General features: G+C 43.7%; 26 protein-coding genes and 1 pseudogene. 20 read left to right on the top strand and 7 right to left on the bottom strand.

What is annotated here, in order from left to right; all coding sequences use genetic code 11:
* The 4 genes from RID53_RS04775 to RID53_RS04760 form a co-directional block, all read right to left on the bottom strand.
* Positions 1 to 226 (bottom strand): IS607 family transposase (locus RID53_RS04775; RefSeq protein WP_446387027.1); only part of this gene is annotated, 226 nt, incomplete at its 3' end.
* A 153-nt stretch (positions 227 to 379) separates the two neighbouring features.
* A complete protein-coding gene (locus RID53_RS04770) occupies positions 380 to 3,034 on the bottom strand; it encodes a DEAD/DEAH box helicase (RefSeq protein WP_446387026.1) in 2,655 nt (884 codons plus the stop codon).
* A gap of 168 nt (positions 3,035 to 3,202) precedes the next feature.
* Positions 3,203 to 3,481 carry a hypothetical protein gene (locus RID53_RS04765; RefSeq protein WP_446387025.1) on the bottom strand — a complete coding sequence of 93 codons (279 nt, stop codon included), beginning with the start codon at positions 3,479 to 3,481 and terminating at the stop codon, positions 3,203 to 3,205.
* A gap of 428 nt (positions 3,482 to 3,909) precedes the next feature.
* The gene (locus RID53_RS04760; RefSeq protein WP_446387024.1) at positions 3,910 to 4,353 is read right to left on the bottom strand and encodes an ATP-binding protein; all 444 of its coding nucleotides are present in this window, start codon (positions 4,351 to 4,353) and stop codon (positions 3,910 to 3,912) included.
* Between the two features lie 216 nt (positions 4,354 to 4,569).
* Between RID53_RS04760 and RID53_RS04755 the strand changes: the two genes are divergently transcribed.
* Entirely contained in the window at positions 4,570 to 5,709 is a 1,140-nt protein-coding gene (locus RID53_RS04755; protein ID WP_446387029.1) for a PP2C family protein-serine/threonine phosphatase, read from the top strand.
* A 263-nt stretch (positions 5,710 to 5,972) separates the two neighbouring features.
* Here the strand turns inward: RID53_RS04755 and RID53_RS04750 are convergent, their stop codons facing one another.
* Together RID53_RS04750 and RID53_RS04745 are read right to left on the bottom strand one after the other, a co-directional pair.
* Complete coding sequence (locus RID53_RS04750; RefSeq protein ID WP_446387023.1) at positions 5,973 to 6,194, bottom strand: hypothetical protein; 222 nt, start codon at positions 6,192 to 6,194, stop codon at positions 5,973 to 5,975.
* Between the two features lie 154 nt (positions 6,195 to 6,348).
* Positions 6,349 to 6,675 carry an STAS domain-containing protein gene (locus RID53_RS04745; protein ID WP_006101943.1) on the bottom strand — a complete coding sequence of 109 codons (327 nt, stop codon included), beginning with the start codon at positions 6,673 to 6,675 and terminating at the stop codon, positions 6,349 to 6,351.
* A 618-nt stretch (positions 6,676 to 7,293) separates the two neighbouring features.
* On the opposite strand from RID53_RS04745, the gene RID53_RS04740 reads away from it, so the two are divergent.
* Positions 7,294 to 8,406: a saccharopine dehydrogenase family protein gene (locus tag RID53_RS04740; RefSeq protein ID WP_446387022.1), complete on the top strand. Its 1,113-nt coding sequence runs from the start codon at positions 7,294 to 7,296 to the stop codon at positions 8,404 to 8,406.
* A gap of 345 nt (positions 8,407 to 8,751) precedes the next feature.
* Positions 8,752 to 9,222 (top strand): hydrocarbon-binding protein, encoded by a 471-nt coding sequence (locus tag RID53_RS04735; RefSeq protein ID WP_446387021.1) that lies wholly within the window; start codon positions 8,752 to 8,754, stop codon positions 9,220 to 9,222.
* 423 nt (positions 9,223 to 9,645) lie between these two features.
* On the opposite strand, the gene RID53_RS04730 is transcribed toward RID53_RS04735, so the two are convergent.
* The gene (locus RID53_RS04730) at positions 9,646 to 9,924 is read right to left on the bottom strand and encodes a GNAT family N-acetyltransferase (protein ID WP_446387020.1); all 279 of its coding nucleotides are present in this window, start codon (positions 9,922 to 9,924) and stop codon (positions 9,646 to 9,648) included.
* Positions 9,925 to 11,027: 1,103 nt separating this feature from the next.
* Here RID53_RS04730 and RID53_RS04725 point away from each other — a divergent pair.
* The 17 genes and pseudogenes from RID53_RS04725 to RID53_RS04645 all read left to right on the top strand — a co-directional run bounded on the left by RID53_RS04725 (position 11,028) and on the right by RID53_RS04645 (position 25,378).
* A complete protein-coding gene (locus RID53_RS04725; protein WP_446387019.1) occupies positions 11,028 to 11,498 on the top strand; it encodes a hydrocarbon-binding protein in 471 nt (156 codons plus the stop codon).
* A gap of 216 nt (positions 11,499 to 11,714) precedes the next feature.
* The gene (locus RID53_RS04720; RefSeq protein WP_446387018.1) at positions 11,715 to 12,086 is read left to right on the top strand and encodes a roadblock/LC7 domain-containing protein; all 372 of its coding nucleotides are present in this window, start codon (positions 11,715 to 11,717) and stop codon (positions 12,084 to 12,086) included.
* 861 nt (positions 12,087 to 12,947) lie between these two features.
* A complete protein-coding gene (locus RID53_RS04715) occupies positions 12,948 to 13,502 on the top strand; it encodes a protoglobin domain-containing protein (protein ID WP_446387017.1) in 555 nt (184 codons plus the stop codon).
* A gap of 56 nt (positions 13,503 to 13,558) precedes the next feature.
* Positions 13,559 to 13,930: a roadblock/LC7 domain-containing protein gene (locus RID53_RS04710; RefSeq protein ID WP_446387016.1), complete on the top strand. Its 372-nt coding sequence runs from the start codon at positions 13,559 to 13,561 to the stop codon at positions 13,928 to 13,930.
* Between the two features lie 265 nt (positions 13,931 to 14,195).
* Positions 14,196 to 14,726: a GTP-binding protein gene (locus RID53_RS04705; RefSeq protein WP_446387015.1), complete on the top strand. Its 531-nt coding sequence runs from the start codon at positions 14,196 to 14,198 to the stop codon at positions 14,724 to 14,726.
* A 265-nt stretch (positions 14,727 to 14,991) separates the two neighbouring features.
* Positions 14,992 to 15,363 (top strand): roadblock/LC7 domain-containing protein, encoded by a 372-nt coding sequence (locus RID53_RS04700; protein WP_446387028.1) that lies wholly within the window; start codon positions 14,992 to 14,994, stop codon positions 15,361 to 15,363.
* A gap of 268 nt (positions 15,364 to 15,631) precedes the next feature.
* Positions 15,632 to 16,129 carry a hypothetical protein gene (locus tag RID53_RS04695; protein ID WP_446387014.1) on the top strand — a complete coding sequence of 166 codons (498 nt, stop codon included), beginning with the start codon at positions 15,632 to 15,634 and terminating at the stop codon, positions 16,127 to 16,129.
* 69 nt (positions 16,130 to 16,198) lie between these two features.
* Complete coding sequence (locus RID53_RS04690; RefSeq protein ID WP_446387013.1) at positions 16,199 to 16,570, top strand: roadblock/LC7 domain-containing protein; 372 nt, start codon at positions 16,199 to 16,201, stop codon at positions 16,568 to 16,570.
* Positions 16,571 to 17,308: 738 nt separating this feature from the next.
* Positions 17,309 to 17,830: a hypothetical protein gene (locus RID53_RS04685; protein ID WP_446387012.1), complete on the top strand. Its 522-nt coding sequence runs from the start codon at positions 17,309 to 17,311 to the stop codon at positions 17,828 to 17,830.
* Positions 17,831 to 17,914: 84 nt separating this feature from the next.
* Positions 17,915 to 18,286, top strand: coding sequence for a roadblock/LC7 domain-containing protein (locus RID53_RS04680; RefSeq protein WP_446387011.1), 372 nt, complete (start codon positions 17,915 to 17,917; stop codon positions 18,284 to 18,286).
* 545 nt (positions 18,287 to 18,831) lie between these two features.
* The gene (locus RID53_RS04675) at positions 18,832 to 19,353 is read left to right on the top strand and encodes a hypothetical protein (protein WP_446387010.1); all 522 of its coding nucleotides are present in this window, start codon (positions 18,832 to 18,834) and stop codon (positions 19,351 to 19,353) included.
* Between the two features lie 84 nt (positions 19,354 to 19,437).
* Positions 19,438 to 19,809, top strand: a complete 372-nt coding sequence (locus tag RID53_RS04670; protein WP_446387009.1) for a roadblock/LC7 domain-containing protein — start codon at positions 19,438 to 19,440, stop codon at positions 19,807 to 19,809.
* A 668-nt stretch (positions 19,810 to 20,477) separates the two neighbouring features.
* Positions 20,478 to 20,999, top strand: a pseudogene (locus RID53_RS04665) (hypothetical protein).
* Between the two features lie 84 nt (positions 21,000 to 21,083).
* Positions 21,084 to 21,455 carry a roadblock/LC7 domain-containing protein gene (locus RID53_RS04660; protein WP_446387008.1) on the top strand — a complete coding sequence of 124 codons (372 nt, stop codon included), beginning with the start codon at positions 21,084 to 21,086 and terminating at the stop codon, positions 21,453 to 21,455.
* Between the two features lie 525 nt (positions 21,456 to 21,980).
* Complete coding sequence (locus tag RID53_RS04655; protein WP_446357200.1) at positions 21,981 to 22,364, top strand: hypothetical protein; 384 nt, start codon at positions 21,981 to 21,983, stop codon at positions 22,362 to 22,364.
* A gap of 1,505 nt (positions 22,365 to 23,869) precedes the next feature.
* Entirely contained in the window at positions 23,870 to 24,241 is a 372-nt protein-coding gene (locus tag RID53_RS04650; protein ID WP_446387007.1) for a roadblock/LC7 domain-containing protein, read from the top strand.
* Positions 24,242 to 24,712: 471 nt separating this feature from the next.
* Positions 24,713 to 25,378 carry an MIP family channel protein gene (locus RID53_RS04645; RefSeq protein ID WP_446387006.1) on the top strand — a complete coding sequence of 222 codons (666 nt, stop codon included), beginning with the start codon at positions 24,713 to 24,715 and terminating at the stop codon, positions 25,376 to 25,378.
* Positions 25,379 to 25,459 lie beyond the last annotated feature (81 nt).

Raw genomic sequence — 25,459 nt, 5'->3', positions numbered from 1 at the left:
TTAACCGCTCTGCTTGTCGATCTAGATTATCTTTGTTTTGGGCGCTGGAAACTCTTGCATAAATACAAGCTATCAAGTCAGGTTTCAAGTTGTCCTCAATCGCCTCCGAAGTTATGATAATCGTACCAGACGGCAATTGATAACCTGTCAAATTTCCTTGTTTCCACCACCTCCAGGCAGTTCGATAACTGATTCCTGCTTTTTTGGCATAGTCTGATAATTTCATGTCTATACATTACCAAATCTGACTATATCTGACTATCTTGTTATTGAAACTTTACAATACCAAGTTACCGTCTAATGTAGAACTTTCTTTTTCCCCATTTCCCCCATTTCCCCCATTTTCCCCCACCCCAAGACTCCCTCTAGCAGCCCCTAACTAACCCAATTCATTAACCGGGAAGCGATCCAATAACTGAATGGCTCGAATAGCATTCCGTTTTAAGACATCCGATAGGAACGGTACATGAGGAATTTGAGATAGAAAATCGACCGTGCGGCGCAACAATCTGACAATATCCCCTTCATCTAAACTGGTATCCTCACAAAGCTGTGTCCATTCCACACCCAATGCCCATTGCTCAACTAACCCAATTAAATCCCGTTCTAACCAAATCGGCAGAGCCACCTGATAACGACGTTGGACTTGAAACAACTGACGGCGAGTTTGTTTTAAACTATCTAATGCTTCCAGTACGGGTTCTGAAGGGGGATAATTCGTCCAGCTATCCGGACGTGGCGTTTCCGTCACCAAAGCGCAGGCGCAGGCGGCTAAGTGGTGCGGATCTAACTGATCAAACGCACTAGACATCAACGCTAACCCCAACCACAGTTCGTTATCTCCGCGAATCGCTGCGGCTGCTTGCCCTAATGATGTCGGCTTAACATCTTCCAGACAACCAAATGTCCTTAAAATTTCGATCAGGTTGAGAAATTCTTGCCAGTGCTGAGCTTGATTTTCTCGGTAAAGGGTTTGACGCTCATTGATTTCCTCTTGTAGAGCTAAACGGCGTTTATGACGCTTAATCAGTTGAGACGGATTCCCCCATTGTCGCACCAGATGATCTTCGAGTTGGGCTTTTACCGCATCCATTCGATGCTGCTGCGCCTCAACTTCAGGTGCGACCATGGGTTCTATATCAGTGGGAATTTGAGCCGCGATCGCTTCGGTGTCTGGTGTCCCCCGTCTCGTTTGACCGGGCTTGAGTGTGAGTTCAGCGGGTGGGTTCAGCACACTTAAATCAATCATTTCTAACCACCCATGCACCCCAACCAAATCGGCGGTTGTGGCTATATACCAGCGATTATCGGCACTTAAGCAGACTAAATAAGGGGATTGTCCCCGCCCTTTTTCCTTCGCGACTAATATCGCCGGAATCGGTTCCGGAACTGGAATATACTTGCCCTTGAGCGAAAGTAGCGTACCCAAGGGCGCTTCAGGGATAATTTGGGCAATTTCCGCCACTTGTGCGGCTTGAGCTTGCCGTTGTAGGGTTTTGAGTAATCGCCGTTCTTCTTTGAGCCGTTCCTTGAGTTTTTCGTATCGCCCCAGGGCGTTTAAGTCAACGGGTGCTAGTTGAATATCTAATTTTGCCAGTTCTGTGGTTAACTCCGTAATCGCTTGTTGCTGGGGTTGGAGGTACAGTGTCGCCAGGTATTGTGCAAAACTGCGTTCCACCAACTCCTTGGCTTCTGGAAGGGTGTGGGTTTGGAGTAAGTTCAGCACCATCCCGTAGTTGGGCGTAAACTGGCTGACTAAGGGATCAGCCTGACTGGTGGCGAGATACGCCGCTTCCTTTGCTCCTTCAAACGGCGTCTGTAATGTGACCACATAACCCGTGGCATCCATCCCCCGGCGTCCGGCTCGACCTGCCATTTGCAGAAATTCTGATGCTGTCAGCAGTCGGTGTCCGCGATCGGTTCGTTTGGAGAGGGTAGAAATCACTGTCGTGCGAGCGGGCATATTAATTCCCGCTGCTAGAGTTTCAGTGGCAAACACCACCTTAACCAACCCTAATTGAAACAGTTCTTCTACAAACCCCTTCCAAGCCGGTAAAATCCCCGCATGATGGGCAGCAATGCCGCGATACAAGGGGGCTACTTGTCCCGCCCGACCCGCTTCTGGATTCCGACGTAAAAATTCGTCAATGCGCTGTTTCAATTCAGCCGCTTCTTTGGCATTCACCAGAGACAACTCTCCCAACTCCTCCACCGAGCGATCGCAACCGCGACGAGAGAAAATAAAATAAATCGCAGGTAACATATCCCGTTGCTGGAGTTGCGCCAGCACAAAGGCATTACTGGGGCTTTCTGGGCGTCCCCCCCGTCCTCTCCCTTTTTTGCGTTTTGGTTTGAGACGAAGATTTAACTTCGTTTGGCTAGAGTCTAGCAGGGGAAAAATGCCCTTCGGGTTGGCAAAGCTGAATTGTAAGGGAACCGGTCGAAAGTCGGAATAAATGCGCTCGGTTGCGCCATGAACTAAGTTCAACCAGTCCGTTAGTTGATCGGAATTCGCCACCGTAGCGGATAGGGCAACAAGCTGAATTTCTGGAGGACAATAAATAATCGACTCTTCCCAAACCGTACCCCGTTGTCGGTCATTCATATAATGGCACTCATCCAAGACCACCGCTTCCACCCCTTCTAGGGACGTACCAATTTCCCCAATGCGTGTGCCGTACAGCATATTGCGGAAGATTTCCGTGGTCATCACCAAGATTGGCGCGTCCCGATTAATGGAAACATCGCCCGTAACCAGACCCACATTTTCCGCACCAAACGTAGCACGAAAATCTCGCAGCTTCTGGTTGGAGAGGGCTTTTAAGGGAGTGGTATAAAAAACTCGCCCTCCTCTTGACAAAGCGCGGTAAATAGCATACTCCCCAATCAACGTTTTCCCAGAACCTGTGGGGGCGCAGACAACAACCGAGCGATTCGCATTCAGCGCCGCGATCGCTTGGAGCTGAAATTGATCCAGAGGAAACGGAAACAGATTTTTGGGGTCAAGGTCTATCTTCGGGGTCGAAACGTTCACACTCGCTCTTTCCAATAGGTGACGACAGGGGGACGGGACGAAAAACACTGTACCCAACTGGGTTCAGTGTGCAGTAGTTCTATTTTGACATCCTCCTGAATGGATTCCTGACATTGGCATACCAATACTGCTCTGATACAGCGCTAAGTAGGTGGACTTTCATTAAAGTTAACGGTTGAGATTAGGGAACAGGGAACAGGGAATAGTAAAGAATGTCCTTTCCCTGCCAAGGTAGCTGCTATAGCTGCTATAACTTCTAAATCGAATTTTTTCTGCCCCAGCTTCCCCAGCTCCCCCATCTCCCTCATCTCCCTCATCTCCCTCATCTCCCTCATCTCCCTCATCTCCCTCATCTCCCCAAGCCCCCGCCCATCCTACTCCCAATTTTAGGGTTTGTCCTGATTTGCACGCTGTCGATTGGAAAAAAGGCTGTAGCAACTTGGACACGGAGATCTACAAGCGATGTGCAACAACAGAAGCAAGTTTTCACTAGCATCCTACTTTAGGGGAAAACGTGAAAGCGTAGTCATTTTATCCAATCAATCAGCCAAGCGTCTTACGTTTGATGCTAAGGGCAACGATGACAATCGCGGCAGCGGTCGCTAAATGGTGATTCACCAGGTAAGCCCCTGAATTCTAGTGAGCATCAAGCTAGATTTAACCCAGTTTGATTCAGTTATTCGGAGCAGATAGAGCAATTGAAGGTAAAGCCTAAACAGTAACCCAGCTTCTCAAGCTGGGTTTTCGCTTATCGGAAAGCCGATCAATTTTTTCCCGGTCTCTTTGCCCCAGACGTAGACGACTACGGCTGAAATATGCACCCTGCACCTGGTATCCCCGTTCCCCTGCTTCCCGACACCGGGCTGCCGGGATTTTTAATAAAATTTAACAATCGTCAAACAGTTGCGGTTATCATCCATGCGTGTATAACTGAGCTTATCGGCAATTTTTTGCATGATAGCCAATCCTCGCCCTCCTTCAGCCTGGTCATTAGGCAAGGACGACGGAGTGCGGAGTCGCCGTTCAAAATCAAAAGGCGCTCCAGAGTCCCAAACCCGTATCTCTAGGCGTTGGGGCGATTGCGCCAAAATCACCTCAACCTCAATGGAAACGCTGGGCGGTAAGTCTTTGTGGGCATATTTCACCGCGTTCGTGTATCCTTCCGCAAGCGCTAGTTTGCACTGTAACCAGACTTTTGTTTCGATTGAGGAGGGGTGAAGCTCCCCAAACCAGGATAAAACCTGGTCTAACGCATTCAGGTCGGAAGGAAATTGCTTGCTAAATGTTTGAAGCTCTCTCAACTGCTCAAAGCCTTTCACATCAACGACATCAAAGCCAGAATTAAAATGAACAGATACTCCCTGTGAAAAAATCCAGTCTACCCTAGATTTATCCCTTGCTCTACCATTTATTCACTGACATTGCGATCTTTATCACTTTCTCATGAAAGTACCCATAGCTTCATCGAGTCTTTCTTCTTGTTGTAAGCGCGTGCATCTGCAATCTCCTTGAGTGACTTGTATTATCTCGATGCCATGACCCAAATTCTAATTATTGATGACGACCCTGCCATTCAAATACTGCTGAAACGGACGCTTCATAACCAAGGTTATGACGTCACCATCGCTAGTAACGGCGAAGAGGGTCTTGAACTTGTGCAGCAGTTGCGTCCGGCGTTGGTCATTTGTGATTGGATTATGCCAAGGATGAACGGACTAGAAGTCTGTCGTCAAATTAAGGCAACCCCAGCACTATCCACGACTATGTTTATCCTGCTGACCTCTCTCGGTTCCGTTGGGGATCGCGTCAAGGGACTGGATGCTGGGGCGGATGACTTTATCTGTAAGCCAATCGAAATCGCTGAGTTGCAGGCGCGAGTACGTTCCGGCTTGAGATTGCATGAACTAAGCCGCGATTTGCAGCACCAAAAACAGTTGCTGGAAATGGAACTCGCAGAAGCGGCGGAGTACGTCCGTTCCATTCTGCCAGACCAGATGACTGAACCGCCTGTGACTATTGAGTCTCGATTCATTCCATCTCGGCAATTAGGAGGTGATGGCTTCGATTACTACTGGTTGGATTCAGAACACCTGGCAATTTATCTGTTAGATACGGCTGGGCATGGCTTGAGAGCCGCTTTACCAACGCTTTCGGTGTTAAATCTATTGAGATCACGCACCCTGCCGAATATTGACTATTACCAACCCAGCGACGTTCTGCGAGGGTTAAACCAAACCTTTCAGATGACAGCACGCAACGATAAATACTTTACTATCTGGTATGGAGTCTATAATCGGGCAAAGCGTCAACTTGTTTATGCCAGTGCTGGACATCCACCGGCTGTCTTATTTTCGGGTAAGCCATCGTCTAGTCGGGAGGTCAATCTCTTGAAGACAACGGGACTGCCTGTAGGTATGCTGCTTGAGGCTGAGTATGTTGATGATAGCTGCGACGTCAGCGAATCCAGTTCCCTTTACATTTTCAGCGATGGGATTTACGAGATTCACCAACCTGATGGTAATATCTGGGGACTTGACTCATTCGTCAAACTTCTGGGTGAGTGTAGAATAGATAGCTCGTGTAATCTAAACTCGATCTTAGAGGGCGTTGACATATTAAACCCCAAAGACTTTTTCGATGATGATTTGTCTTTGCTAGAAATTAACTTTGACTAGATAGGCTCCCCGACTTCCTAAGCTGGCGAAGGAACGGCTGACGTCGGGGTTTCCCGCCCTCAATTTGGGTTGACTCTCCCCTTTAAGTTAAAATGGCACGCTCAGCATTTTTGGCTCAATAAAACCTTGATATACCGTAGTGGCTTGACCCAGCTAATTTGGTGCAATAGATTGGGTTCGTAGTGAGGGAACCTCAGCCCTCTCCAGATAGGCGGAGAGAGAACTAAAGTTCTCACTACAAACAAAGTCCTATTTTAGGTGGGTCACGCCAGTAGGGTGGGTTGAGCGAAGTCGAAACCCACCAGCATACCAGTCAGCGCCATTCGCATTAAGTTTTGTAAATAAGCTGTTCGGCATTTAAACCTTAATATCAATAACGGCGAAAGCCTTGTAGTGCGTTTAGCGAAGCCATGCCGCAGGCTTTGCATCTTGCTCGCTACTAATACCCATGTCAAAATTCCCCAAACGGATTGGGTATTAGCCATAGAACCCCATATTTGCATAGAAGAGTTTCCCGCCAAGGATTTGCATTCCTGGCGGGTTGTTACTAAAAGGTGATCAGTTACTTAGGAGCTTAACACTCCCCCTTCCGCACGGGGATTCTTACTGGGCTTCGCCAAATTGGGCTAACCCAGAGAATTATGCACTAGAAGAGACAGCCTCCTCAAACGCTTCTCGTGTGGGAAAGATTTCAAACACCCGATCCATGCTTGTCAGTTCAAATAACATTTTGATCTGTTCGTTGACTGAACAAACAAAGAGCTTTCCCCCAGCAGCACGAACGGTCTTAAGGGCAAGAACTAGCGCCCCTAAGCCCGAACTATCCATAAAGGTAACGTCTTGAAAATCAATCAATACGATGTCGGCATTCGATTGCACAAGGTCGCTAATCTCTTGACGAAATTGACCGGCTTTTGTGCCATCTAAGATACCAGAGGGTTGAACAACTTTAACCACAGGACTCATATACTACTTATGACTGCCGTTACAGAAATATCCAGACCTTGCCAGTATAGCCGCGACAATTCAAATCAGCCAAACTTTTGGACTGAGAAGAGATGTCGTTTTTAGGCAGTTTTTATCCTCTGGAGAGATTATAGAGATATCTCTCTTGAGTAACTTCATTCTGTTTTCCTTGGATCAGCTATCTGCATTGGTCAGGGATGGGATGTATCTCAACTTGGGCAGAGATACGTCACTCCTTACCGAGTCCAGCCGTATCCATCCGGATTTTTTCGGTAAGCACGTTTACTTTGACGCTCCCTTCGCTAAAAGCGAGGGATTCTTGGGCTGAATATTGCCGTTCAGGTTTCCCTTACTGTGGTCTTATACACTCATGTCTACGGTATGCTCCGTACTCCTCAAGCGTGAATTTCCGTCCGCCCGACGGTATGTACAGATACTACCATCTTTTCTGGCAATTCATCCCGCCACTAAACGTGAAGGACGTCTTACCGGATTAGATCAAATCTGAAGACTGTTGAGGTTTGAATAGATGACTTTTGACATCCAAGGTAGCGACAACCTTGATCTCAGGGGTAAAGGACTTGGTAAGCTTCAGTAAGGATATTACTAAATTGGGCAATGACAGACCAAGTTTTGATTCTGGGAGGACGAGGACGTATCGGCAGCAATGTTATGCAAGATCTCATTGCCCATACCCAAGCACAAATTACGATTACAGGGCGTCACAGGGCATCAGAGACAGCATTTTCGCCACAGGTTCAACCGCAGGTGCAGTTTCTCACCCTAGATTTAGCCGATCGCGATGGGTTAAGGGATGCGATCGCGTCTCATAATCTGGTTATCCATTGTGCGGGTCCTTTTCTCTATCGCGACGCCTCGGTTCTCAAAACCTGCATCGAGATGGGCGTAAATTATCTGGATGTAAGTGATAATCGTACCTTTATGCACAAAGCCTTCGCCTATCACGAAGCAGCAGCGGCGGCGGGTGTCACGGCGATTATCAATACTGGGGTTTTTCCGGGAATCTCCAATAGCATGGTGCGTCAGGCGGTGGAACAATTGGATCAGCCAGAAACCATTCACCTGAGTTATGGCGTAGCGGGTTCCGGTGGCGCTGGCGTAACCGTTCTGCGAACCACGTTTCTAGGGTTAACAGAACCCTTTGAAGCGTGGATTGATAACCAGTGGCGTCAGGTAAAACCCTATAGCGATCGCGAAACGGTTCATTTCCCTCAACCTTATGGCAAGGTTGGCGTCTATTGGTTTGATGTACCCGAAACCGTTACCCTTGTCAATTCCTTCCCCGTGAAAACGGTGATCACCAAGTTTGGCTCAATTCCCGATATTTATAACCACCTCACTTGGATCACCGCCCATCTGTTTCCCACCAATTGGTTAAGGAAACCCGAAAATATCGAGTATTTATCCCAACTCAGCTACCGCATGACCCAATTTAGCGATCGCATCAGTGGCATTGGAATTGCCATTCGCGCTCAAGTCACAGGTTACCAGGCTGGCAAACCGATCACGATTGTCTCCACCTTGGTACATGAAAATACGGCAGCGGCGGCTGGTGCGGGTACAGGCAGCATTGCCCAGTGTATCTTGGCAGGTCAACTCAGTAAACCCGGTGTTTGGTCGGTTGAACAAGCGCTGGCAACGGAGTTATTTGTACAAGCGATGCAACGTCGAAATATCCAAATTTATTCGCAAACGACCCCACTGACCTAAAACTTTAACGTTATTTGTTAGAGTTGATATATTTTTGGAAACTTGCGAGGAAATGAATTATTCAATTTTTATTATTTTGTACCTAACAATATTTCGTTTTATTTTTTTGATTGATAGAACCAGAAAATCTTGGGCTTTTTCCGGAGTTCTAAGCTAAGCTTAGTATGGTTTAAAAGTATTACAGATGTAAAAATGAGTGTAAACTCTTAAGAGTTTTTTAGTTTAGGCATGGTTGTTAATCACGCCCGAACATTAAGAAACTTATAGGATTACTTCTGTATAACTAAACACCTAGATAAATGAAGAACACATCTCATTAATCTATCCTAAAAGTAAGGAGCAAATGTGTTAGAACTAAAACGCGATAAACTAGGACAACTCAGCAGCATTGAATCCTTCCGAGCGATTGTGGAAGGCATGACAGACGCTTTAGGGGACAAGGCTACAGCCGTAGCACTGACCTCTGCGGGTCGGAAGCACGGTAAGGAAGTTGCTGAAAAGTTGGGCTTCAAAGGTTCGGAACAAAACTTAGAGGATGCCGCCAAACAAATCACGGAACTTTTGGGAGAACAAGGTTCTCGTCTTTGCATCATTGATCGGATTGTTCGGGACGGTGATTCGATCAAAGTCTACACCTTAGAAACCCTCTGTGCTATCGGTGGAACTGAGGAAACTCCTCCCAAGTGTACTTTTACACTCGGTCTAGTTTGGGGAGTCTTAGGGGAACTACTTCAATCGAAACTAAAGGCAACTCAAACGGAATCTGTACTCCGGGGTGATAGTTACGACTTGTTTGAGTTTACTGTACTCACCTAATCTGTGAAGAGGGCGGCTTTTCATTCTCTTCCAGGAGAGTTCTAAAAGGATAAAAGCCGCTATTTGTAGAGACGTAGCATGCTACGTCTCTACATTAGTTATGGATAGGTAGGGCTTACTGCATGAGTGTAGATGGTATACCACACAAGGGTGGAAAGCCATTTTTTGACCCAATAAGTGCTTTCGTTTTGGTGTCTCTTCGGTCAAAAACCTTGCACTTTTACCTAAAAAGCAGCATCTCCCTCATCTCCCTCATCTCCTCATCTCCCTCATCTCCCCCGGCTTCCCCCGCTTCCCCTCAGCACAACACTTATTCAGCAGCTCCTAAATAGGCATGGCACACCTAATTGAAGAGATTAGCCTCGCACCCAGAAACTGAAAGGGCGCAAAGCCTTGCGCCCATTAAACTCTCAGTATTACCCGTTAAAACGTTAAAAGCATCCTGTCTCTGTTTAAGACAAATCCTTTCTTTTTGTACCAATCTACGATAAAAGGATTCTTGGTTTTGATTGGAGTCAGACGTATTCCTTTAACGCCTTGGCATTTAAGTTGAGCGATCGCTTCGTTTAAAAGCTGATTTCCGAATCCTTTACCTCGACAGTTAGGCTTAACTTCGATGAGATTAATCACACCAAATCCATCGGGTGCGATACTAAAGACGATTTCCCCGACAATCTCGTTTTGCACGATTAGTTCAAACATAATTCACCTTACCGCTTAATTGCGGCGTTGTATTAACCTGAGTTCGATGCCAACGGCTGATAACGTAATGAGGTGGGATACAGGTTACAGGGTTTTCCGAAAAATGAACACCTGTAGCGATGCTGAACTCAGGGGTATTGGCTAAATTCAAGTACGCTGCACTAGCTAGTTTTTCTACAAATCCTGGGCTGTATTTCTGAAGACTCTCAAAATCTTGACGATTGTCTCAGTTTTTGCCCTGATGGTTGATTTACTCTGAGCAACAGATTTTAATCAGGATTGTCTCAGTTTTAAAATTGAGCATTAATTCACTCTGGGCAACAGATTTTAATTTTTAAAAACCCATTTATTTGAGCAAATTTTTCTTGATCAACCTAAAACACAACCTTGATAGTTCGATGCTAAAATTTTTGGTTCAGAGAAAAATAGAGAGGGTATACCCTGGGTGTACAAACCTCTAAATTCTATCACGTTTATTATAGTTTATGAGTTGAGGCAGTGTCAATATTTGCCAAATGTATTCCATGTAATACAATCAAACAGGAAGCGATTTTACAATAGAGCGAAACGTTTTGGTAAAGAGGGACAGAGAGACAGAGGCAGGCGTAATCGCCAGAGATTTGCCATGGCACTATGTCATCGGACTTTTATGAAAGTTGATGGTTGAGATTAGGGAACAGTGAACAGGAAACAGGTAATATGTAATTTAAATGGATCTTTAATTCATCTTGGTTATTATTTTTTAAGGATACATTAAATGTTTTCGCAAAAGATTATATTTACTTTATATTTGAAATGGAAATACTTTAAGTAAAGAATTTAATTAAAGAAAACGGACTATAGTCATTCTAATAAATTGCTCTGGCAATGTCTATGGCTGTGAAAAAAAACACCCAAGTTTCCGGATGACATTGATTTATTTTGTATGTTATTCGTAGAAACAAAGGAGCAATGCTTCTAAAAAAAGCCAAGATCTATGGTTAGGATTTCAGTTATAAAAAATCCTGAAACTAGGATATTTGACTTGTAAGCATTGTTTAGCCAAACACTTTCTTGGTTGATAAAGTGTTCTACTCATGTATTTTCAAAAATAAGGAGTCAACGTGTTAGAACTCAAACGCGATCAATTAGGACAATTCAGCAGTATTGAATCGTTCCGCGCTCTAGTTGAAGGAATGACTGACGCCTTAGGTGAAAAGGCGACAGCCGTTGCTCTGACTGCTGCTGGTCGTAAGCACGGACAAGAACTAGCGGAAAAGTTGGGATTTAAAGGGAGTACCCAAAACTTGGAAGATGCGACTAAGCAAATTGCCGAGGTTTTGGGTGAAGAGGGTGCTCGTTTGTGCATCATTGACAAGATTACCCAAGAAGGCGACACTGTCAAGGTTTACACCACAGAAACCCTCTGCGCGATCGGCGGAACTGAAGGAGAGCCTCCCAAATGTACCTTTACCCTAGGTTTGGTCTGGGGCGTCTTAACCGAACTGCTACAGCAGAAATTGAAGGGTTCACAAACACAGTCTGTCCTTCGAGGTGACTCTTACGACCTGTTCGAGTTTATTACTGTTGAGTAATTCGACAAAAAGCAGCTAAGAGGATTGCTCTGCTATCACACTCAGCAAATCTTCTCTTAGCCGCCTTATGCTCATCGTGAGCTGACTGGGTAGCCTTACCGTTTGGGCTAAAACCCAGAAGTAGGTAACTATAACATCGAACCAGTCAGCCATGCTTGTTTTCGTTACACAACTTAACTTCATTGTCCTCTATTAACGTTAAGGAGAAACACAAGAATGGGAATCAATACTCAAAAACTGAGTCATCTGGTTCAGAATTTTGTCTCGACAACAGCTGATGTGGTCGGTGCTGCGATTGTCACGCCGGATGGTTTACCCCTGGCGTCTAGCTTACCGGGTTCAGTGGCTGAAGAGCGGATTTCCGCCATGTCTGCTACCATGCTGTCTCTGGGTGAACGGATTGCCAAAGAACTCTTGGGAGGTCAAACGAATCGCATTTTAGTCGAAGGTGATGACGGCTACAGCATTATGACCGACTGCGGTCCAGAAGCCGTTTTCATCGTTCTGGCTGGGAAAGATGCCAAACAAGGCGCTCTCAACTTGGATATAAGTCGAACTGTTACCCAGATTAAAGTCAGTTTGGGCTAGTTCGGTAAGTCTCTTACCCACACCCCGACTTTTTCCAGGATACTACTGGTCAATTAACTGGGGCGTCAGCCCCTCCCTCGCCCTCCCCTATAAGGATATTGCTGGTCATTGAGGGGTCAGACCCCTCCCAAAACCCCTCCCCACCACGGGGAGGGGCTTTGAACTGAGGGAGTGACAAGGGACTTGAAGGTACTACTGGGTGTAGGGTGTAGTGTTCCTTACCGAGAAGCCCCACACCCCACACCCCATACCCCACACCCTGCCTACCTTTGACGCGAGCTTGTCACCCCTTCAGGGCTTTGAATTCTCCCCCTTCCGTGCAATAAAAGCAAAGTATCCTTAAATTATGATGACAAATAATAAAAATATACATAAGCGAAACTGTATATCTGGAGACAAGACTAGAGATGACCACAATACTAATTTGAGCTAACGCTCCGGACTTATCTGCTAACCCACGAAAAAAGGTAATGTCAGGAACGTGATGTCTTTTGTCCTTTGTCATTGGCAAAGGTTTGAGGCAGATTTAGTTTGTGTAGGCGTGTTAGTGTTAATACAGCATTAGTTTAGGCTGATAAAGTTCGGCATGAGCCTAGCAAGGTACGATAGCATTCATTCTATTTGCCATCTATTTCCTAATACTTGAATACTCTTGAATTCAATCACCCTAATAAACGGGGGTGTGTTCAGTTTATTTAAATGCCATGCTTTAGTTTTAATTGGGCATTTAAATAAATTGTGCTGCTTAATTTTATATATCAAAGTTTCTTTACTAAAACAATACAAAAAAACATGGACAAACACAAAAATTATTTGTTATTAATGAAGAAGATTAAAAATTCATGCTGGTAGGAGAAAACTATGACCTTAGATGCTCATGCATTTATGGAAAAAATGGAAAAGCGTATTAGCTTTACCGATGAAGACAAAGCAATCCTCAAAGCCAACGCGACTTGGGGCAAAGACATCGCTCCAGAAATGGCAAATCATTTCTATGCTTATTTGGGACGAGATCCAGAAATGAGCGAAATTTTGAATGCCAAAGAAGGACGGATGCATCGCCTGCGTGAAACTTTTACTGAATGGTTTTACGAAATGTTTACAGGTATGGATGATTGGGGTAATACTTATGCCGATCGCCGCTGGCGAATTGGTCTAGTGCATGTGCAGATTGGCATTGGACCGCAACATGTGGTTCCAGCCATGGCAATTGTGGTTAATGCTGTAGGTCAAAAGCTAAAAGAGGCAGACAAAAATGAAGAATTACGGGATGCCCTCAGTCGAATTTGCATGATTGATCTGGCATTTATTGAACAAGCCTACATTGAAGTCACGTCAGCCGCCGTACTTCAAGAAACTGGCTGGACAGAAGGCTTATTTAAGCGCCTCATTTCCACAGGTGCAGCTTCGATGTAACTCAACGCTTAACTGTATTAGCAATCTCTCAAATTTCAGCAGGAGTAAAACAATCAATGGCGATCAATTCTGAAAAATTAGGACATATTCTTAAGGATTTTGTCTCGGCGACGAATGATGTTGAAGGGGCGGCTATTGTCACTCCAGATGGTTTACCTCTAGCAACTACTTTGCCTAGTAATATGGATGATGAACGGGTATCAGCCATGTCTGCGGCGATGCTATCTTTAGGTGAACGAATTGGTAAAGAACTGGTTCGAGGTGCAATCGATCGCATCTATGTTGAAGGTAACCAAGGCTTGAGTATTTTGACCAGTTGTGGTGAAGATGCTGTCTTTCTGGTTTTAGCCACTCAACAAGCCAAACAAGGACTTTTGATGTTGGAAATAAAACGGACTCTTGGTGACCTTAAGTCTATCTTACTGTAAAAAGTAAAACACAATTGTCAGGTACTATTAAAAGGCTGTAATGAATTGCAAATAATAGCCAGAAATATCCTGACATTGCTCAACTCTAGCATTTTCTGTTTTTCCTTCCACATCAAACAACAAGAGTAGTCTTCAAAATCACGATCAAGGTAATTTTGTTTTTTGATTTATGGAGGTCAATAAAACAAAGTTTATGTAGTAATTGTTTATGCTCCCGTTATGCCAGCCAATAAAAGTAACAACAAAAAATGCTCAAATAAATTTCATGGAAAATATACGTATAGTTATAACCGGAACTGTAGGAGCAGGTAAGTCTACTTTTGTACGTACAGCTAGTGAAATTGATGTTGTAGAAATAGAACGTAAGGTTAGTAATTCGGAAAGAGAATCCTTGTTTAAGGATAAAACTACCGTTGCCTTTGACTTTGGCAAATTAGTTTTAGATGCCCAGAAAAACTTGCATATATATGGGACTCCCGGTCAAACCCGTTTTGATTTTATGTGGGATATTTTAATTAAAGGGGCTGATGCTTATATTCTACTGGTGAAGGCTAATCAAGCAGATAGTTTTTCCTACGCTAAAGACATTTTAGCTTTTATGAACGATCGCGTTCAAGTACCGATGGTTATTGGTCTAACTCATACTGATTGTTTTGGGGCTATACCGACAGAAGAAATAGTCAAACATTTAGGCATTGCCACCAACCAAGATTGTTCACCTGTTTTGAAGGTTAATCCTCGAGTAAAATTCTCAGTATTAACGGCATTAAAAGTATTGACTGATCAAATTGTTTAGACAAAATTCATAGTTTTTTTGAGAGCATGACATATTCCTAGTCAAGAAATATTGCTCATGTTTTTAATAAATATTAAATATTTTATTATATAAAATGCCTGAAAAAATCTTTTGAATTGAGGAATAGTAAATATAAACTTAAGTGGTCGGACAAAAGAAAACGGCACGCTCTCGCTTGTTGTGTAAACAAGCATCAAACCCAAAACGTAGCTTGCTTCTTGCGCTCTTCGAGTATGACAAATGACGAATGACGATTTTCACAGCTATGGCGATTAATCCTTACAAATTAGGGCGTATTTTACAAACCTTTGTAAGCAATACCCCTGATGTGCAAGGTGCAGCAATAATTACTCCAGATGGCTTACCCATAGCTGCTAGTTTGCCAGTTGATATGGATGATGAACGAGTATCGGCAATCTCAGCAGCAATGTTGTCGCTGGGTGAGCGGATTGGTAACGAACTGGCTCGGGGAACTATTGCTCGCATTTGTGTGGAAGGTAACCATGGCTTAAGTATTTTGACCAGTTGCGGGGAAGATGCTGTTTTTGTGGTTTTAGCGAGTAAGGCAGCTAAACCAGGACTGTTGAAATTAGAAATTAAACGAACGATTACTCAATTCAATTTATTTTTGTCATAGGATTTATCCTTTGACAACGTTGCATTGGTGTAGGGATGGATTGCGCCAATACAATTTATTTTTACTTAAAAATATACTGGGCTATAGGCTTTATATATGCTTCATAAAAATATCATAGAAAACTACAGACAGTTTTTGAATTAATTGCTAAAACAGAAGTAGGGATTATTACCTAAAACTAACCAAAAAATTAGCTGTATAAAAACATTGTTTCTATACAGCTAAACTCTCGGTGTCAACATTTTTAGCATCAAACGAGGAAAATATTATGGCAATTGCACAGAATGAACTACGTCAAGAACTTGGAGACTTTAGCAGCATTGTTTGCTTAAAGGCAATCGTTGTCGGTGTCGAAGAAGCGCTGGGCGAAAAAGCTGCCGCGATCGCGATGATTTCTGCGGGTCGCCAACGGGGTAAAAAGTTAGCCGAAGACCTAGATTTAGTAGGCAAGGGTTCCTCGATGTCCCTGGAAGATGTGACCGTAAAAGTGCAGGAAGCCTTGGGCAAAGATGGAACTCGTTTATGCGTCATTGATAAAGTTATCCAAGAGGGTGATATCTACAAAGTTTATACTCGCGAAACTGTTTGTTCAGCCGGCGAATCTCAAGGCTCATCACGGCAATGTACATTCACCATGGGGGCAATTCAAGGATTTCTCGAAGCATTTTTGGGTAAGCGCCTACGGGGAACTCAATCTGAATCCGTCTTACGGGGGGGGGATTTTGATGTGTTAGAGTACGCGGATCTTCCTGCATTAAATCGTTAAAAGGGTTCGAGTTTTCGTTCAGTATCTATCGCTACAAAGACTATTTGAAATTGAACAAGGAGTATCACAATGGCTATTAATGCTGAAAAACTGGGAATGATCATCAAAGAATTTGCAGCAGCTGCGTCTGATGTGGAAGGTGCTGCAATTGTCACCCCAGATGGTTTACCTCTAGCAACGACGTTACCCAGTGGTATGGATGACGAACGGGTTTCTGCGATGTCAGCGGCGATGCTTTCCTTAGGGGAACGGATTGGTAAAGAATTAGTTCGCGGTACCATTGACCGTATTTATGTCGAAGGTGATCAAGGCTTAAGTATTCTCACCAGTTGTGGTGAAGATACCGTGTTTCTGGTTCTGGCGACGAAAACGGCGAAGCAAGGATTATTAATGTTGGATATCAAGCGCACCTTGGGTGAATTACGGATGGTTCTGTCGTAGTTGATTGACATATCCACCTTGCAGGTGAGGAGTAATAAGCTATTTGGTAAGTAGGTGGACTTTCATTAAAGTTAACGGTGGAGATTAGAGAACAGGGAACAGTAAGGGTTTGAGGGTGATTTACTTGCACTTAATGAGCGTGCCGTTTTCTTTTGTCTGACCACTTATTTAAACCTTAATGTCAAGAATTGCAAAATTCTTATCGTAGTGTGAGCATCTTGCTCACTACATTAAGATTAAGCATTTTGCTTACTACCTATACCTCATTTAAATGCATAATAGCTTACTGTTCACCAATTTAATATCGGAATCTCTCTCCAAAACCCCCCTCTTTTAAATTAAAAAGGGGGTTTGCTCTAGTAATTTAAGTCATTCACGAAACCAAATCATCGTTCATTAGTACACAAAAACAATCTTATTTAATTATTGGCTACTGTTATTTGTTAATCGTATATGTCATAGTAATTGAGATGTGTGACAGTAAAATAATGGTTGTTTATAGGCAAAATAAATTAATCAAAAAAATATTATATTGAAAGTATATTTAAGCATAAAATCTATATTAAATTAATTAAAAAAATCTAACATATACATTGAATTGCAGTGTTTTTACGTTAAAGTAAAACCATAAGTTGTTAGGCAATACTCCTCACGAGATTTAGCTATGTAAACATGGATTAATCTGAATAGCTAAACTCTGGATGCTAACAAATTGTGCTGTCAAAAAATGAAAGTATTATGACAAACTCACCAGAAGACCCACGTCAAGAACTGGGCAACTTTAGCGGCGTTGGAGAAATGAAGGCAATCGTCAGCGGTGTCGAAGAAGCGCTGGGCGAAAAAGCGGCGGCGATCGCGATGCTTTCTGCGGGTCGTCAACGGGGTAAAGAGCTAGCCGAAAAACTCAACTTGGTAGACAAGGATGACTCCGTATCCCTAGAAACAATCACAGAAAAAGCCCGGAAAGCTTTAGGTAAAGAAGGAACTCGCTTGTGCGTCATTGACAAGATTATCCAAGATGGCGATGTCTACAAAGTCTATACTCGCGAAACCTTTGATTCTGTTGGTGAATCCCAAGGTTCAGATCGGCAATCTACGTTTACTATGGGGGCGATTCAAGGGTTTCTCGAAGCCTTTCTGGATCAGCGCTTGAAGGGAACTCAAATTGAATCACTCTTACAGGGTGACAGCTATGATCTGTTCGAGTACACCATTATGGGTGAAATCAACAGAAATGTTCGTCCTGAACTCAAAGAATAACAGCGTCGGGGGGAACAGGAAAAATCTCAGCTTTGAGTATCTATTACTGCAAAGACTGTTGGAAATTTAACAAGGAGTATCACAATGGCGATTAACGCCGAAAAATTAGGAACGGTCATCAAAGATTTTGCTTCAGCAGCTTCTGACGTTGAAGGCGCTGCGATTGTCACCCCTGATGGTTTACCACTGGCGACGACGTTACCCAGTGGTATGGATGACGAACGAGTCTCTGCCATGTCGGCGGCGATGCTTTCCTTAGGGGAACGGATTGGTAAAGAATTAGTTCGCGGTACCATTGACCGTATCTATGTCGAAGGTGATCTGGGCTTAAGTATCCTCACCAGTTGTGGTGAAGATACCGTGTTTCTGGTTCTGGCGACGAAAACGGCAAAGCAAGGACTGTTGATGCTGGACATCAAGCGCACCCTGGGTGAATTGCGGATGGTTCTGTCGTAATTGACCCTAGCTGACCGCAGCAAGGCAGAAGGCTCCAGGAATGTAGGGTGGGCATTGCCCACCCTACCCAATACTTCTCGGTTAAGAGGAGCTGGGGGAGCTGGGGGAGATGGGGAAGCCTTGTTTACAAAACTTAGTGAGCATGCTGTTTTCTTTTGTCCAATGACTTAACAGACGTCAACTCAACCGATCAGCTATTCCACTGTTGAGATTACAAATTAAACAAACTATCGCTAAAATTAATTTATAATGATTGTATTATGAGAGAATATGGATAAAAAACACTGTTTTTATAGTTGTTTTTAATAAAATGAATACCTTAAATATTTGGGGATCACAGCGAGAGTTAATTTGACCATAAATTCTTTATTTAATTAATTTAAAAAATGTTTAGTATGCAGACATATTGAAAATGAACTGCTAAAACAAAAAAAGCAATTATTTCCTAAGACCCCTGCCAGCATTTGGCTGTTGAAACCTGTTCGTATCTGAACAGCTAAACTCTTAATGCCAACAAATTTTGATCATTACATGAGGAAATTACTATGGCAGATTCAGCGAAAGATCCACGTCACGAATTGGGAAACTTTGGCAGCATTGGAGAAATGAAGGCAATCGTTAGCGGTATCGAGGATGCGCTGGGTGAAAAAGCCGCTGCGATCGCCATGCTTTCTGCAGGTCGCCAACGGGGTAAAGAGCTAGCAACACAACTCAATTTGGTAGACAAGGATGCCTCCGTGTCCCTGGAAGAAATTACGGAAAAAGCCCAGCTAGCCTTGGGCAAAGAGGGAACTCGTTTGTGCGTCATTGACAAGATAATCAAAGACGGCGATGTCTACAAAGTCTATACTCGCGAAACCTTTGACTCCGTCGGTGAACTTCAAGGCTCAACCCGAGTAGCTTCTTTCACCATGGGGGCGATTCAAGGGTTTCTCGAAGCCTTTTTAGATCAGCGCTTGCAGGGAAATCAAATTGAATCACTCTTACAAGGTGGTAGCTGCGATCTGTTCGAGTACACCATTATGGGTGAAATCAACAGGAATGTTCGTCCTGAACTCAAAGAGTAACAGCGTTGGGGGGAACCAAAAAAATCTCAGCTTTCAGTATCTATTACTGCAAAGACTGTTGGAAATTTAACAAGGAGTATGCAAATGGCGATTAACGCCGAAAAACTAGGTATGATCATCAAAGACTTTGCTTCCGCCGCGTCTGACGTCGAAGGAGCAGCGGTTGTCACTCCAGATGGTTTACCTCTGGCGACAACGTTACCCAGTGGTATGGATGACGAACGGGTTTCTGCAATGTCGGCGGCGATGCTTTCCTTAGGGGAACGGATTGGTAAAGAATTAGTTCGCGGTGCAATTGATCGTATCTATGTCGAGGGTGAAAAGGGCTTTAGTGTCTTGACCAGTTGTGGTGAAGATACCGTGTTTCTGGTTCTGGCGACGAAAGAGGCGAAGCAAGGACTGTTGATGCTGAACATCAAGCGCACCGTTGGTGAATTGCGGATGGTTCTATCGTGATTGATTGATCACCTAGCTAACCAAGAAAAGCATAAGGCTGCAAGCCTATCTTAGCCTCTCAATCACCATTAGTAGGGACACGACATGTCGTGTCCCTACTGGTGTGACACAGCTAAAATCATGGAATAGATTTTACCATTGAATCGGGTATAGCAATCCTATTTGAGTCGTGTCCAAAAATCTGATAATTTTCGGGAATGGGGAATGGGGAATGGGCAATGGGAAAGAGTTTCAAAGCTTTTTTCTATTTTCTTCTTTTTCAAGACCTATTTAGAATTGCTATATAGCAATCCTAAATAGGATGCAACAAGCAAAATGCTCGAAACCCAGGTATAGCAAGGGTTTCATTTTTGAAAATTGCCACGACCTAAATAGGATTGCTATATTATCTTTCTGTTGCTTAATTTGTTTTTGGTGTATTTTCGATTGTTTGCTATTTTTTTGTTTTATTTGTTTTTATTTAGGGAGTTTATTTACAATTAAATTATTTGCATAAATTAATTAAGAAACCATTTATTCTTCAGATATTTCGGTAATTAACTGCTATAACAAGAACAGGAATTATTTCCTAAGACCCCTCCCAGAATTTGGCTGTTGAAACATATTTTTGTCTGAACAGTTGAACTCTTAATTACAACGAAAATTGAACATCAAATGAGGAAAATACTATGGCAGATTCAGCGAAAGATCCACGTCAAGAACTGGGAGACTTTGGCAGTATTGGAGAAATGAAGGCGATCGTTAGTGGTATCGAGGATGCCCTAGGTGACAAAGCGGCGGCGATCGCCATGCTTTCTGCAGGTCGCCAACGGGGTAAAGAGCTAGCCGAAAAGCTCAATTTGGTAGACAAGGATGCCTCCGTGTCCCTGGAAGACATTACGGAAAAAGCCCAGCTAGCCTTGGGCAAAGAGGGATCTCGTTTGTGCGTCATTGACAAGATAATCAAAGACGGCGATGTCTACTAAGTCTATACTCGCGAAACCTTTGACTCCGTCGGTGAACTTCAAGGCTCAACCCGGGTAGCTTCTTTCACCATGGGGGCGATTCAAGGATTTCTCGAAGCCTTTTTAGATCAGCGCTTGCAGGGAAATCAAATTGAATCACTCTTACAAGGTGGTAGCTGTGATCTGTTTGAGTACACCATTATGGGTGAAATCAACAGGAATGTTCGTCCTGAACTCAAAGAGTAACAGTGTCGGGAGGAACGGGAGCCGTCTCAGCTTTCAGTATCTATTACTGCAAAGACTGTTGGAAATTTAATAAGGAGTATGCAAATGGCGATTAACGCCGAAAAACTAGGAATGATCATCAAAGACTTTGCTTCCGCCGCGTCTGATGTGGAAGGGGCTGCGATTGTCACCCCTGATGGTTTACCTCTGGCGACAACGTTACCCAGTGGTATGGATGACGAACGAGTCTCTGCAATGTCGGCGGCGATGCTTTCCTTAGGGGAACGGATTGGTAAAGAATTAGTTCGCGGTGCAATTGATCGTATCTATGTCGAGGGTGATCTGGGCTTAAGTATCCTCACCAGTTGTGGTGAAGATACCGTGTTTCTAGTCCTGGCGACGAAAACGGCGAAGCAAGGACTGTTGATGCTGGACATCAAGCGCACTCTGGGTGAATTGCGGATGGTTCTGTCTTAATGGATTCGCCTATCTAGGTAGTTATACAGATCCCCGACTTCTTGGAGAAGTCGGGGATCTTGCTTATTTGGATTGAGGGGAAGTAGACGCTGATTAACATTTCTTAGTACAGTGTACAGAATTGTATGTCCAGATACTTAATTTTGAAGTTAGCCGAGCGTTTATGAGAAGCATGGCACAAAACCATAAGAAATGTTAACAAAATCAATCTAGGGGATTGGTCATATTCAAGTTATGAAGGCGCTAAGGGCATACCCTTGAAGGGTTTGGAGGCTAAACAGCTCAGTAATATCTATCTATAGGCAGAGATGAACTGGAATCAAGGCTTGAACTCACTTGTCGGTCTGATCTTCTCAGCGATCCATAAATAGTCTACCCTGATTGTAAATTTTTTTAAAAAAAAGCTCATTTCTCCGGAGAAGTTCACTATACTGGTTTTTACCTTCGTAATTTCTTACATTACAGAAATTGATTAAAGGTTTGTTACATAAAGACCATTTTTTACCCCCGATAGGAGGAACGTCCATGGAAATGACAACCCGTGAAAACTTAACAAAGACGTATTCACTCAACGAAAAGGTCACAGGCTTCTTAATTTGGACATTTACCCTAACCGTAAGTCTCTTAGTGGCAGGGTTTCCGCTGATTGTCTTAATGGTGGCGCTTGGAGCAATTATGGCGATTTCCTTACAATCACTTTTGCCAATTAGTGCCGTTTTGCTTGTCGCCGTTGGTTTGATTGGCGCGAATGTTTTTGGTATTTTGTTCGGCGCTGCTGTATTAACCTTTAAGGGCGTCAATCCGAAGGAAGTCCGTTGGTTAAGCTGGTTACATGGTGAGCAGAATATTCTTCATAAGTCAATTTTTGCAGCTTGCCCACTCACCTGTGACTATGAACTTACAAAGTAGTACTCCACTTGGTATTCAAAAATTTGTCAACATAGCTTAATGACTGGATAAGTTTTCCATCAAATGGTAGTGTTGCCCGGTTTTAACCGGGTTTTTTCATGGGTTGGTTAGAGAACGGGGAGCATTTGGGGAGCGCTAAGTGGTCGGACAAAAGAAAACAGCACGCTCCGACAAGTTTTGTAAATGACCCTCAAACCCTTACTGTTCCCTGTTCCCTGTGACACACCGAGCGTGTTACTGAGCGAAGCGTTCGACTGAGCGCGGTTCGGCTGAGCGCTCACCGTCGAAGCCTCACGCCGAAGTCCGAAGTAAGTCGAGGTAAGTCGAGGTGTTCCCTGTTCCCTTCGCGATGCAAGAAGCGTCTGGAGAGTTGGGGGAGATAAAAATAGGTAATCTTCTACGGGGAGGGGAGTAAGCTTTATGACAACACTTATAAATAAAAAAAAATTATGGCTTTAAGTAAAAAAAGAATACTTAACTGTATTGACAATTGTTTAGCGATCGCACTAGGGTTTAGATAACGTAAAACATGTTATACACATGTAGTACAAACCTAAACTTCTCAGGTAATAAAATTTGTTCGCTAGTGTAAATTGGCAAACATAAACGACCCACTTATTGACCAAATAGTTTTTAGCTTCTAGGTCACTTAACAAGTACCGCTACGCGGAAGTAAAACATCAGTAAAGATGTTCTATTTCACGTCACGATAAAAGCCAAACGTCTTTTGTCATGACTAAGTTAAGCTTATTTGTTTGAACGGTAGGCTTCCCTTACGCCAACCTCACCGACTTGCGCTGAGGTTAGCTTTGTCTCGTCAATTTTTTCAGGGTGAATACTACGGAACTGTTCTCTCTGCCCAAATTACCCTCGCTTACTTATGGAATGATCAATTGAATTTGAACGACTCAATCGGCAAAATACAGGGGTAATGGCTGTATTAAGTGCAAGTAAATCACCCTACTGTTCTCTGTTCCCTGTGACACACCGAGCGTGTTACCGAGCGGAGTCGAGGTAAGCGATGCCCTGAGCCTGTCGAAGGGTCGAGGTGTTCCCTGTTCCCTCATCTCAACCGTTAACCTTAATTGTGTCCACCCACTTAACACACCCTGCTACCGTTCAAGTCCCCCTTTTTAAGGGGGATTTAGGGGGATCAAACGTATCCCATAAGAGCGGAAAGTGCTGTAATTCTCACTCAGAAGTTCTTAAACGTCTTAGTGTTATGCCGATAAAAATTTCAAACTACTGATTTTAATTAGCTTAATTGTAGTATTTAATACAAGGTTATTATTGGCAATAAAAATTGCCAATGATAGACTCACTTGGGCGTTAATTACTGCTAAAAAACTATCTTTAAAGAACTTGTAAATTAACAAAAAACATCCGGAATTAAGATTGTTTTAATGAAGAACTTAATAGAAATAAACATTGTCAGTTTGTTTCAGTCAATCAAAGACTAATAAGTTACTGAACTTAAATCTCTGAAAATACGTAGGAGCAAAAAAATGCCGATTGATGCTGACAAAATGACTCGTATCCTCCAAAACTTTGTCTATAAAGTCTCTGATGTTGAGGGAGCTGCCGTGGTAACTCCAGATGGTTTGCCACTTGCATCCAGTTTACCCGGTGGTATTGATGATGTGCGGGTATCTGCCATGTCAGCTACGATGCTGTCTCTGGGTGAGAAAGTTGGAGCTGAACTCGCTAAAGGCGGCATGGATCAAATCAGCGTTGCCAGTGGTGAAGGGTTTAGCATTTTGACCAATTGTGGTAACGATGCTGTTTTAATCGTCCTCGCCGGGAAAGATGCCAAACAGGGTGTTTTACAGTTAGAGATTCAGCGTATCGTTGATGACTTGAAAGTGGCGATGAGGTAGTCTATTCCGTTATAAGTCGATGACTTTTAAAAAGGAACTGTAATTTATTATCACCCCAATCTTAAGCTAAGATGTAGCCTGAGTTAGTCTTACAACTCAATTCATGAGTGGGATGTCGATAAAAATTACAGTAAGTTTCCAGGTGAATCGGTACAACTATTTTCCGAGTGGGACGCAAAAAATCAGCGTCTCTCTCTTGAAAATTAACCAATTAGGAGGATATTCGTTTTTCTTTCGATTTTACCTAAACCCGTGTACCAATCCAGTTTCAAGCTTTACACGATGGGTTTTAACCTGAGTTGAACATCGGTTCACCCACTCAGTTGCGAAAACAATCGAGGTGTTACATCTCCATTACAGGGACATCAATCACAAAACATCTATGACTAGATACGTTCTCGTTGGCATCATCAAATCAAGCCAACGTTGATCAGCCAGCTAACACGATGTACTGTAGGAGAAATTAAAGCGATGAAAGGAAAAGCATTCATTGCAGAATTTATTGGTACGTTTGCCTTAATCTTCATTGGAGTTGGCGCGATCGCAGCGAACCATATCACTAAAGGAGCCGCCGGACTAACGGGTATTGCTTTAGCCCATGGCTTAACCATCGCTGTAATGGTTACCGCCACAGCCGCCGTCAGTGGTGGACATCTCAATCCCGCCGTGACATTTGGAGCATGGCTAACCGGTAAAATTGATCCCAAGAATGCAGGTGGATATGTTCTCTGCCAGTGTTTAGGCGCGATTTTCGCCGCTAGTTTGATCAAGCTGAGTATTCCCAACCAGGTTCTCAATGCTGTCAGTATGGGTACGCCAGCTTTGGGATCGGGAGTCAGTCCGATTGGTGGAGTAACGATGGAGTTTTTTCTGACGTTTTTCTTAGTCTTTGTTATTTTCGGCACAGCTATTGATCCACGCGCCCCCCAAATTGGGGGATTATTTATCGGATTAACGGTAGCTCTAGATATCCTCGCTGGCGGTCCGATTAGTGGGGGGGCAATGAATCCCGCACGACACTTAGGACCGGCTTTATTAGGGGGAGGACTCAGTAATATTTGGGTGTATTGGGTTGGTCCATTGTTAGGAGGTGCTGCGGCGGCTTTACTCTACGAATTAACGTTGGCAAAACATTAAAACTTGCCAGCTTTAGTATCGGGCGATCCGAGTAAATTGAGTAGACTTCAGTTGGTCATTAATCTTACCGGGTCGTCCGCT

Source organism: Coleofasciculus sp. B1-GNL1-01 (assembly GCF_040220235.1).
Taxonomy (GTDB): domain Bacteria; phylum Cyanobacteriota; class Cyanobacteriia; order Cyanobacteriales; family Coleofasciculaceae; genus Coleofasciculus.
Note: the sequence above shows the minus strand (reverse complement) of the source record. Positions and strands in the feature narration are given on the sequence as shown.

Excerpts from the sequence above, each read along its gene's own strand:
- RID53_RS04755 (WP_446387029.1), top strand. The coding sequence starts at position 4,570 with ATGACCCAAATTCTAATTATTGATGACGACCCTGCCATTCAAATACTG.
- RID53_RS04750 (WP_446387023.1), bottom strand. The coding sequence starts at position 6,194 with ATGGCTAATACCCAATCCGTTTGGGGAATTTTGACATGGGTATTAGTA.
- RID53_RS04745 (WP_006101943.1), bottom strand. The coding sequence starts at position 6,675 with ATGAGTCCTGTGGTTAAAGTTGTTCAACCCTCTGGTATCTTAGATGGC.
- RID53_RS04740 (WP_446387022.1), top strand. The coding sequence starts at position 7,294 with ATGACAGACCAAGTTTTGATTCTGGGAGGACGAGGACGTATCGGCAGC.
- RID53_RS04730 (WP_446387020.1), bottom strand. The coding sequence starts at position 9,924 with ATGTTTGAACTAATCGTGCAAAACGAGATTGTCGGGGAAATCGTCTTT.
- RID53_RS04720 (WP_446387018.1), top strand. The coding sequence starts at position 11,715 with ATGGGAATCAATACTCAAAAACTGAGTCATCTGGTTCAGAATTTTGTC.
- RID53_RS04715 (WP_446387017.1), top strand. The coding sequence starts at position 12,948 with ATGACCTTAGATGCTCATGCATTTATGGAAAAAATGGAAAAGCGTATT.
- RID53_RS04710 (WP_446387016.1), top strand. The coding sequence starts at position 13,559 with ATGGCGATCAATTCTGAAAAATTAGGACATATTCTTAAGGATTTTGTC.
- RID53_RS04705 (WP_446387015.1), top strand. The coding sequence starts at position 14,196 with ATGGAAAATATACGTATAGTTATAACCGGAACTGTAGGAGCAGGTAAG.
- RID53_RS04700 (WP_446387028.1), top strand. The coding sequence starts at position 14,992 with ATGGCGATTAATCCTTACAAATTAGGGCGTATTTTACAAACCTTTGTA.
- RID53_RS04695 (WP_446387014.1), top strand. The coding sequence starts at position 15,632 with ATGGCAATTGCACAGAATGAACTACGTCAAGAACTTGGAGACTTTAGC.
- RID53_RS04690 (WP_446387013.1), top strand. The coding sequence starts at position 16,199 with ATGGCTATTAATGCTGAAAAACTGGGAATGATCATCAAAGAATTTGCA.
- RID53_RS04685 (WP_446387012.1), top strand. The coding sequence starts at position 17,309 with ATGACAAACTCACCAGAAGACCCACGTCAAGAACTGGGCAACTTTAGC.
- RID53_RS04680 (WP_446387011.1), top strand. The coding sequence starts at position 17,915 with ATGGCGATTAACGCCGAAAAATTAGGAACGGTCATCAAAGATTTTGCT.
- RID53_RS04675 (WP_446387010.1), top strand. The coding sequence starts at position 18,832 with ATGGCAGATTCAGCGAAAGATCCACGTCACGAATTGGGAAACTTTGGC.
- RID53_RS04670 (WP_446387009.1), top strand. The coding sequence starts at position 19,438 with ATGGCGATTAACGCCGAAAAACTAGGTATGATCATCAAAGACTTTGCT.
- RID53_RS04660 (WP_446387008.1), top strand. The coding sequence starts at position 21,084 with ATGGCGATTAACGCCGAAAAACTAGGAATGATCATCAAAGACTTTGCT.
- RID53_RS04655 (WP_446357200.1), top strand. The coding sequence starts at position 21,981 with ATGGAAATGACAACCCGTGAAAACTTAACAAAGACGTATTCACTCAAC.
- RID53_RS04650 (WP_446387007.1), top strand. The coding sequence starts at position 23,870 with ATGCCGATTGATGCTGACAAAATGACTCGTATCCTCCAAAACTTTGTC.
- RID53_RS04645 (WP_446387006.1), top strand. The coding sequence starts at position 24,713 with ATGAAAGGAAAAGCATTCATTGCAGAATTTATTGGTACGTTTGCCTTA.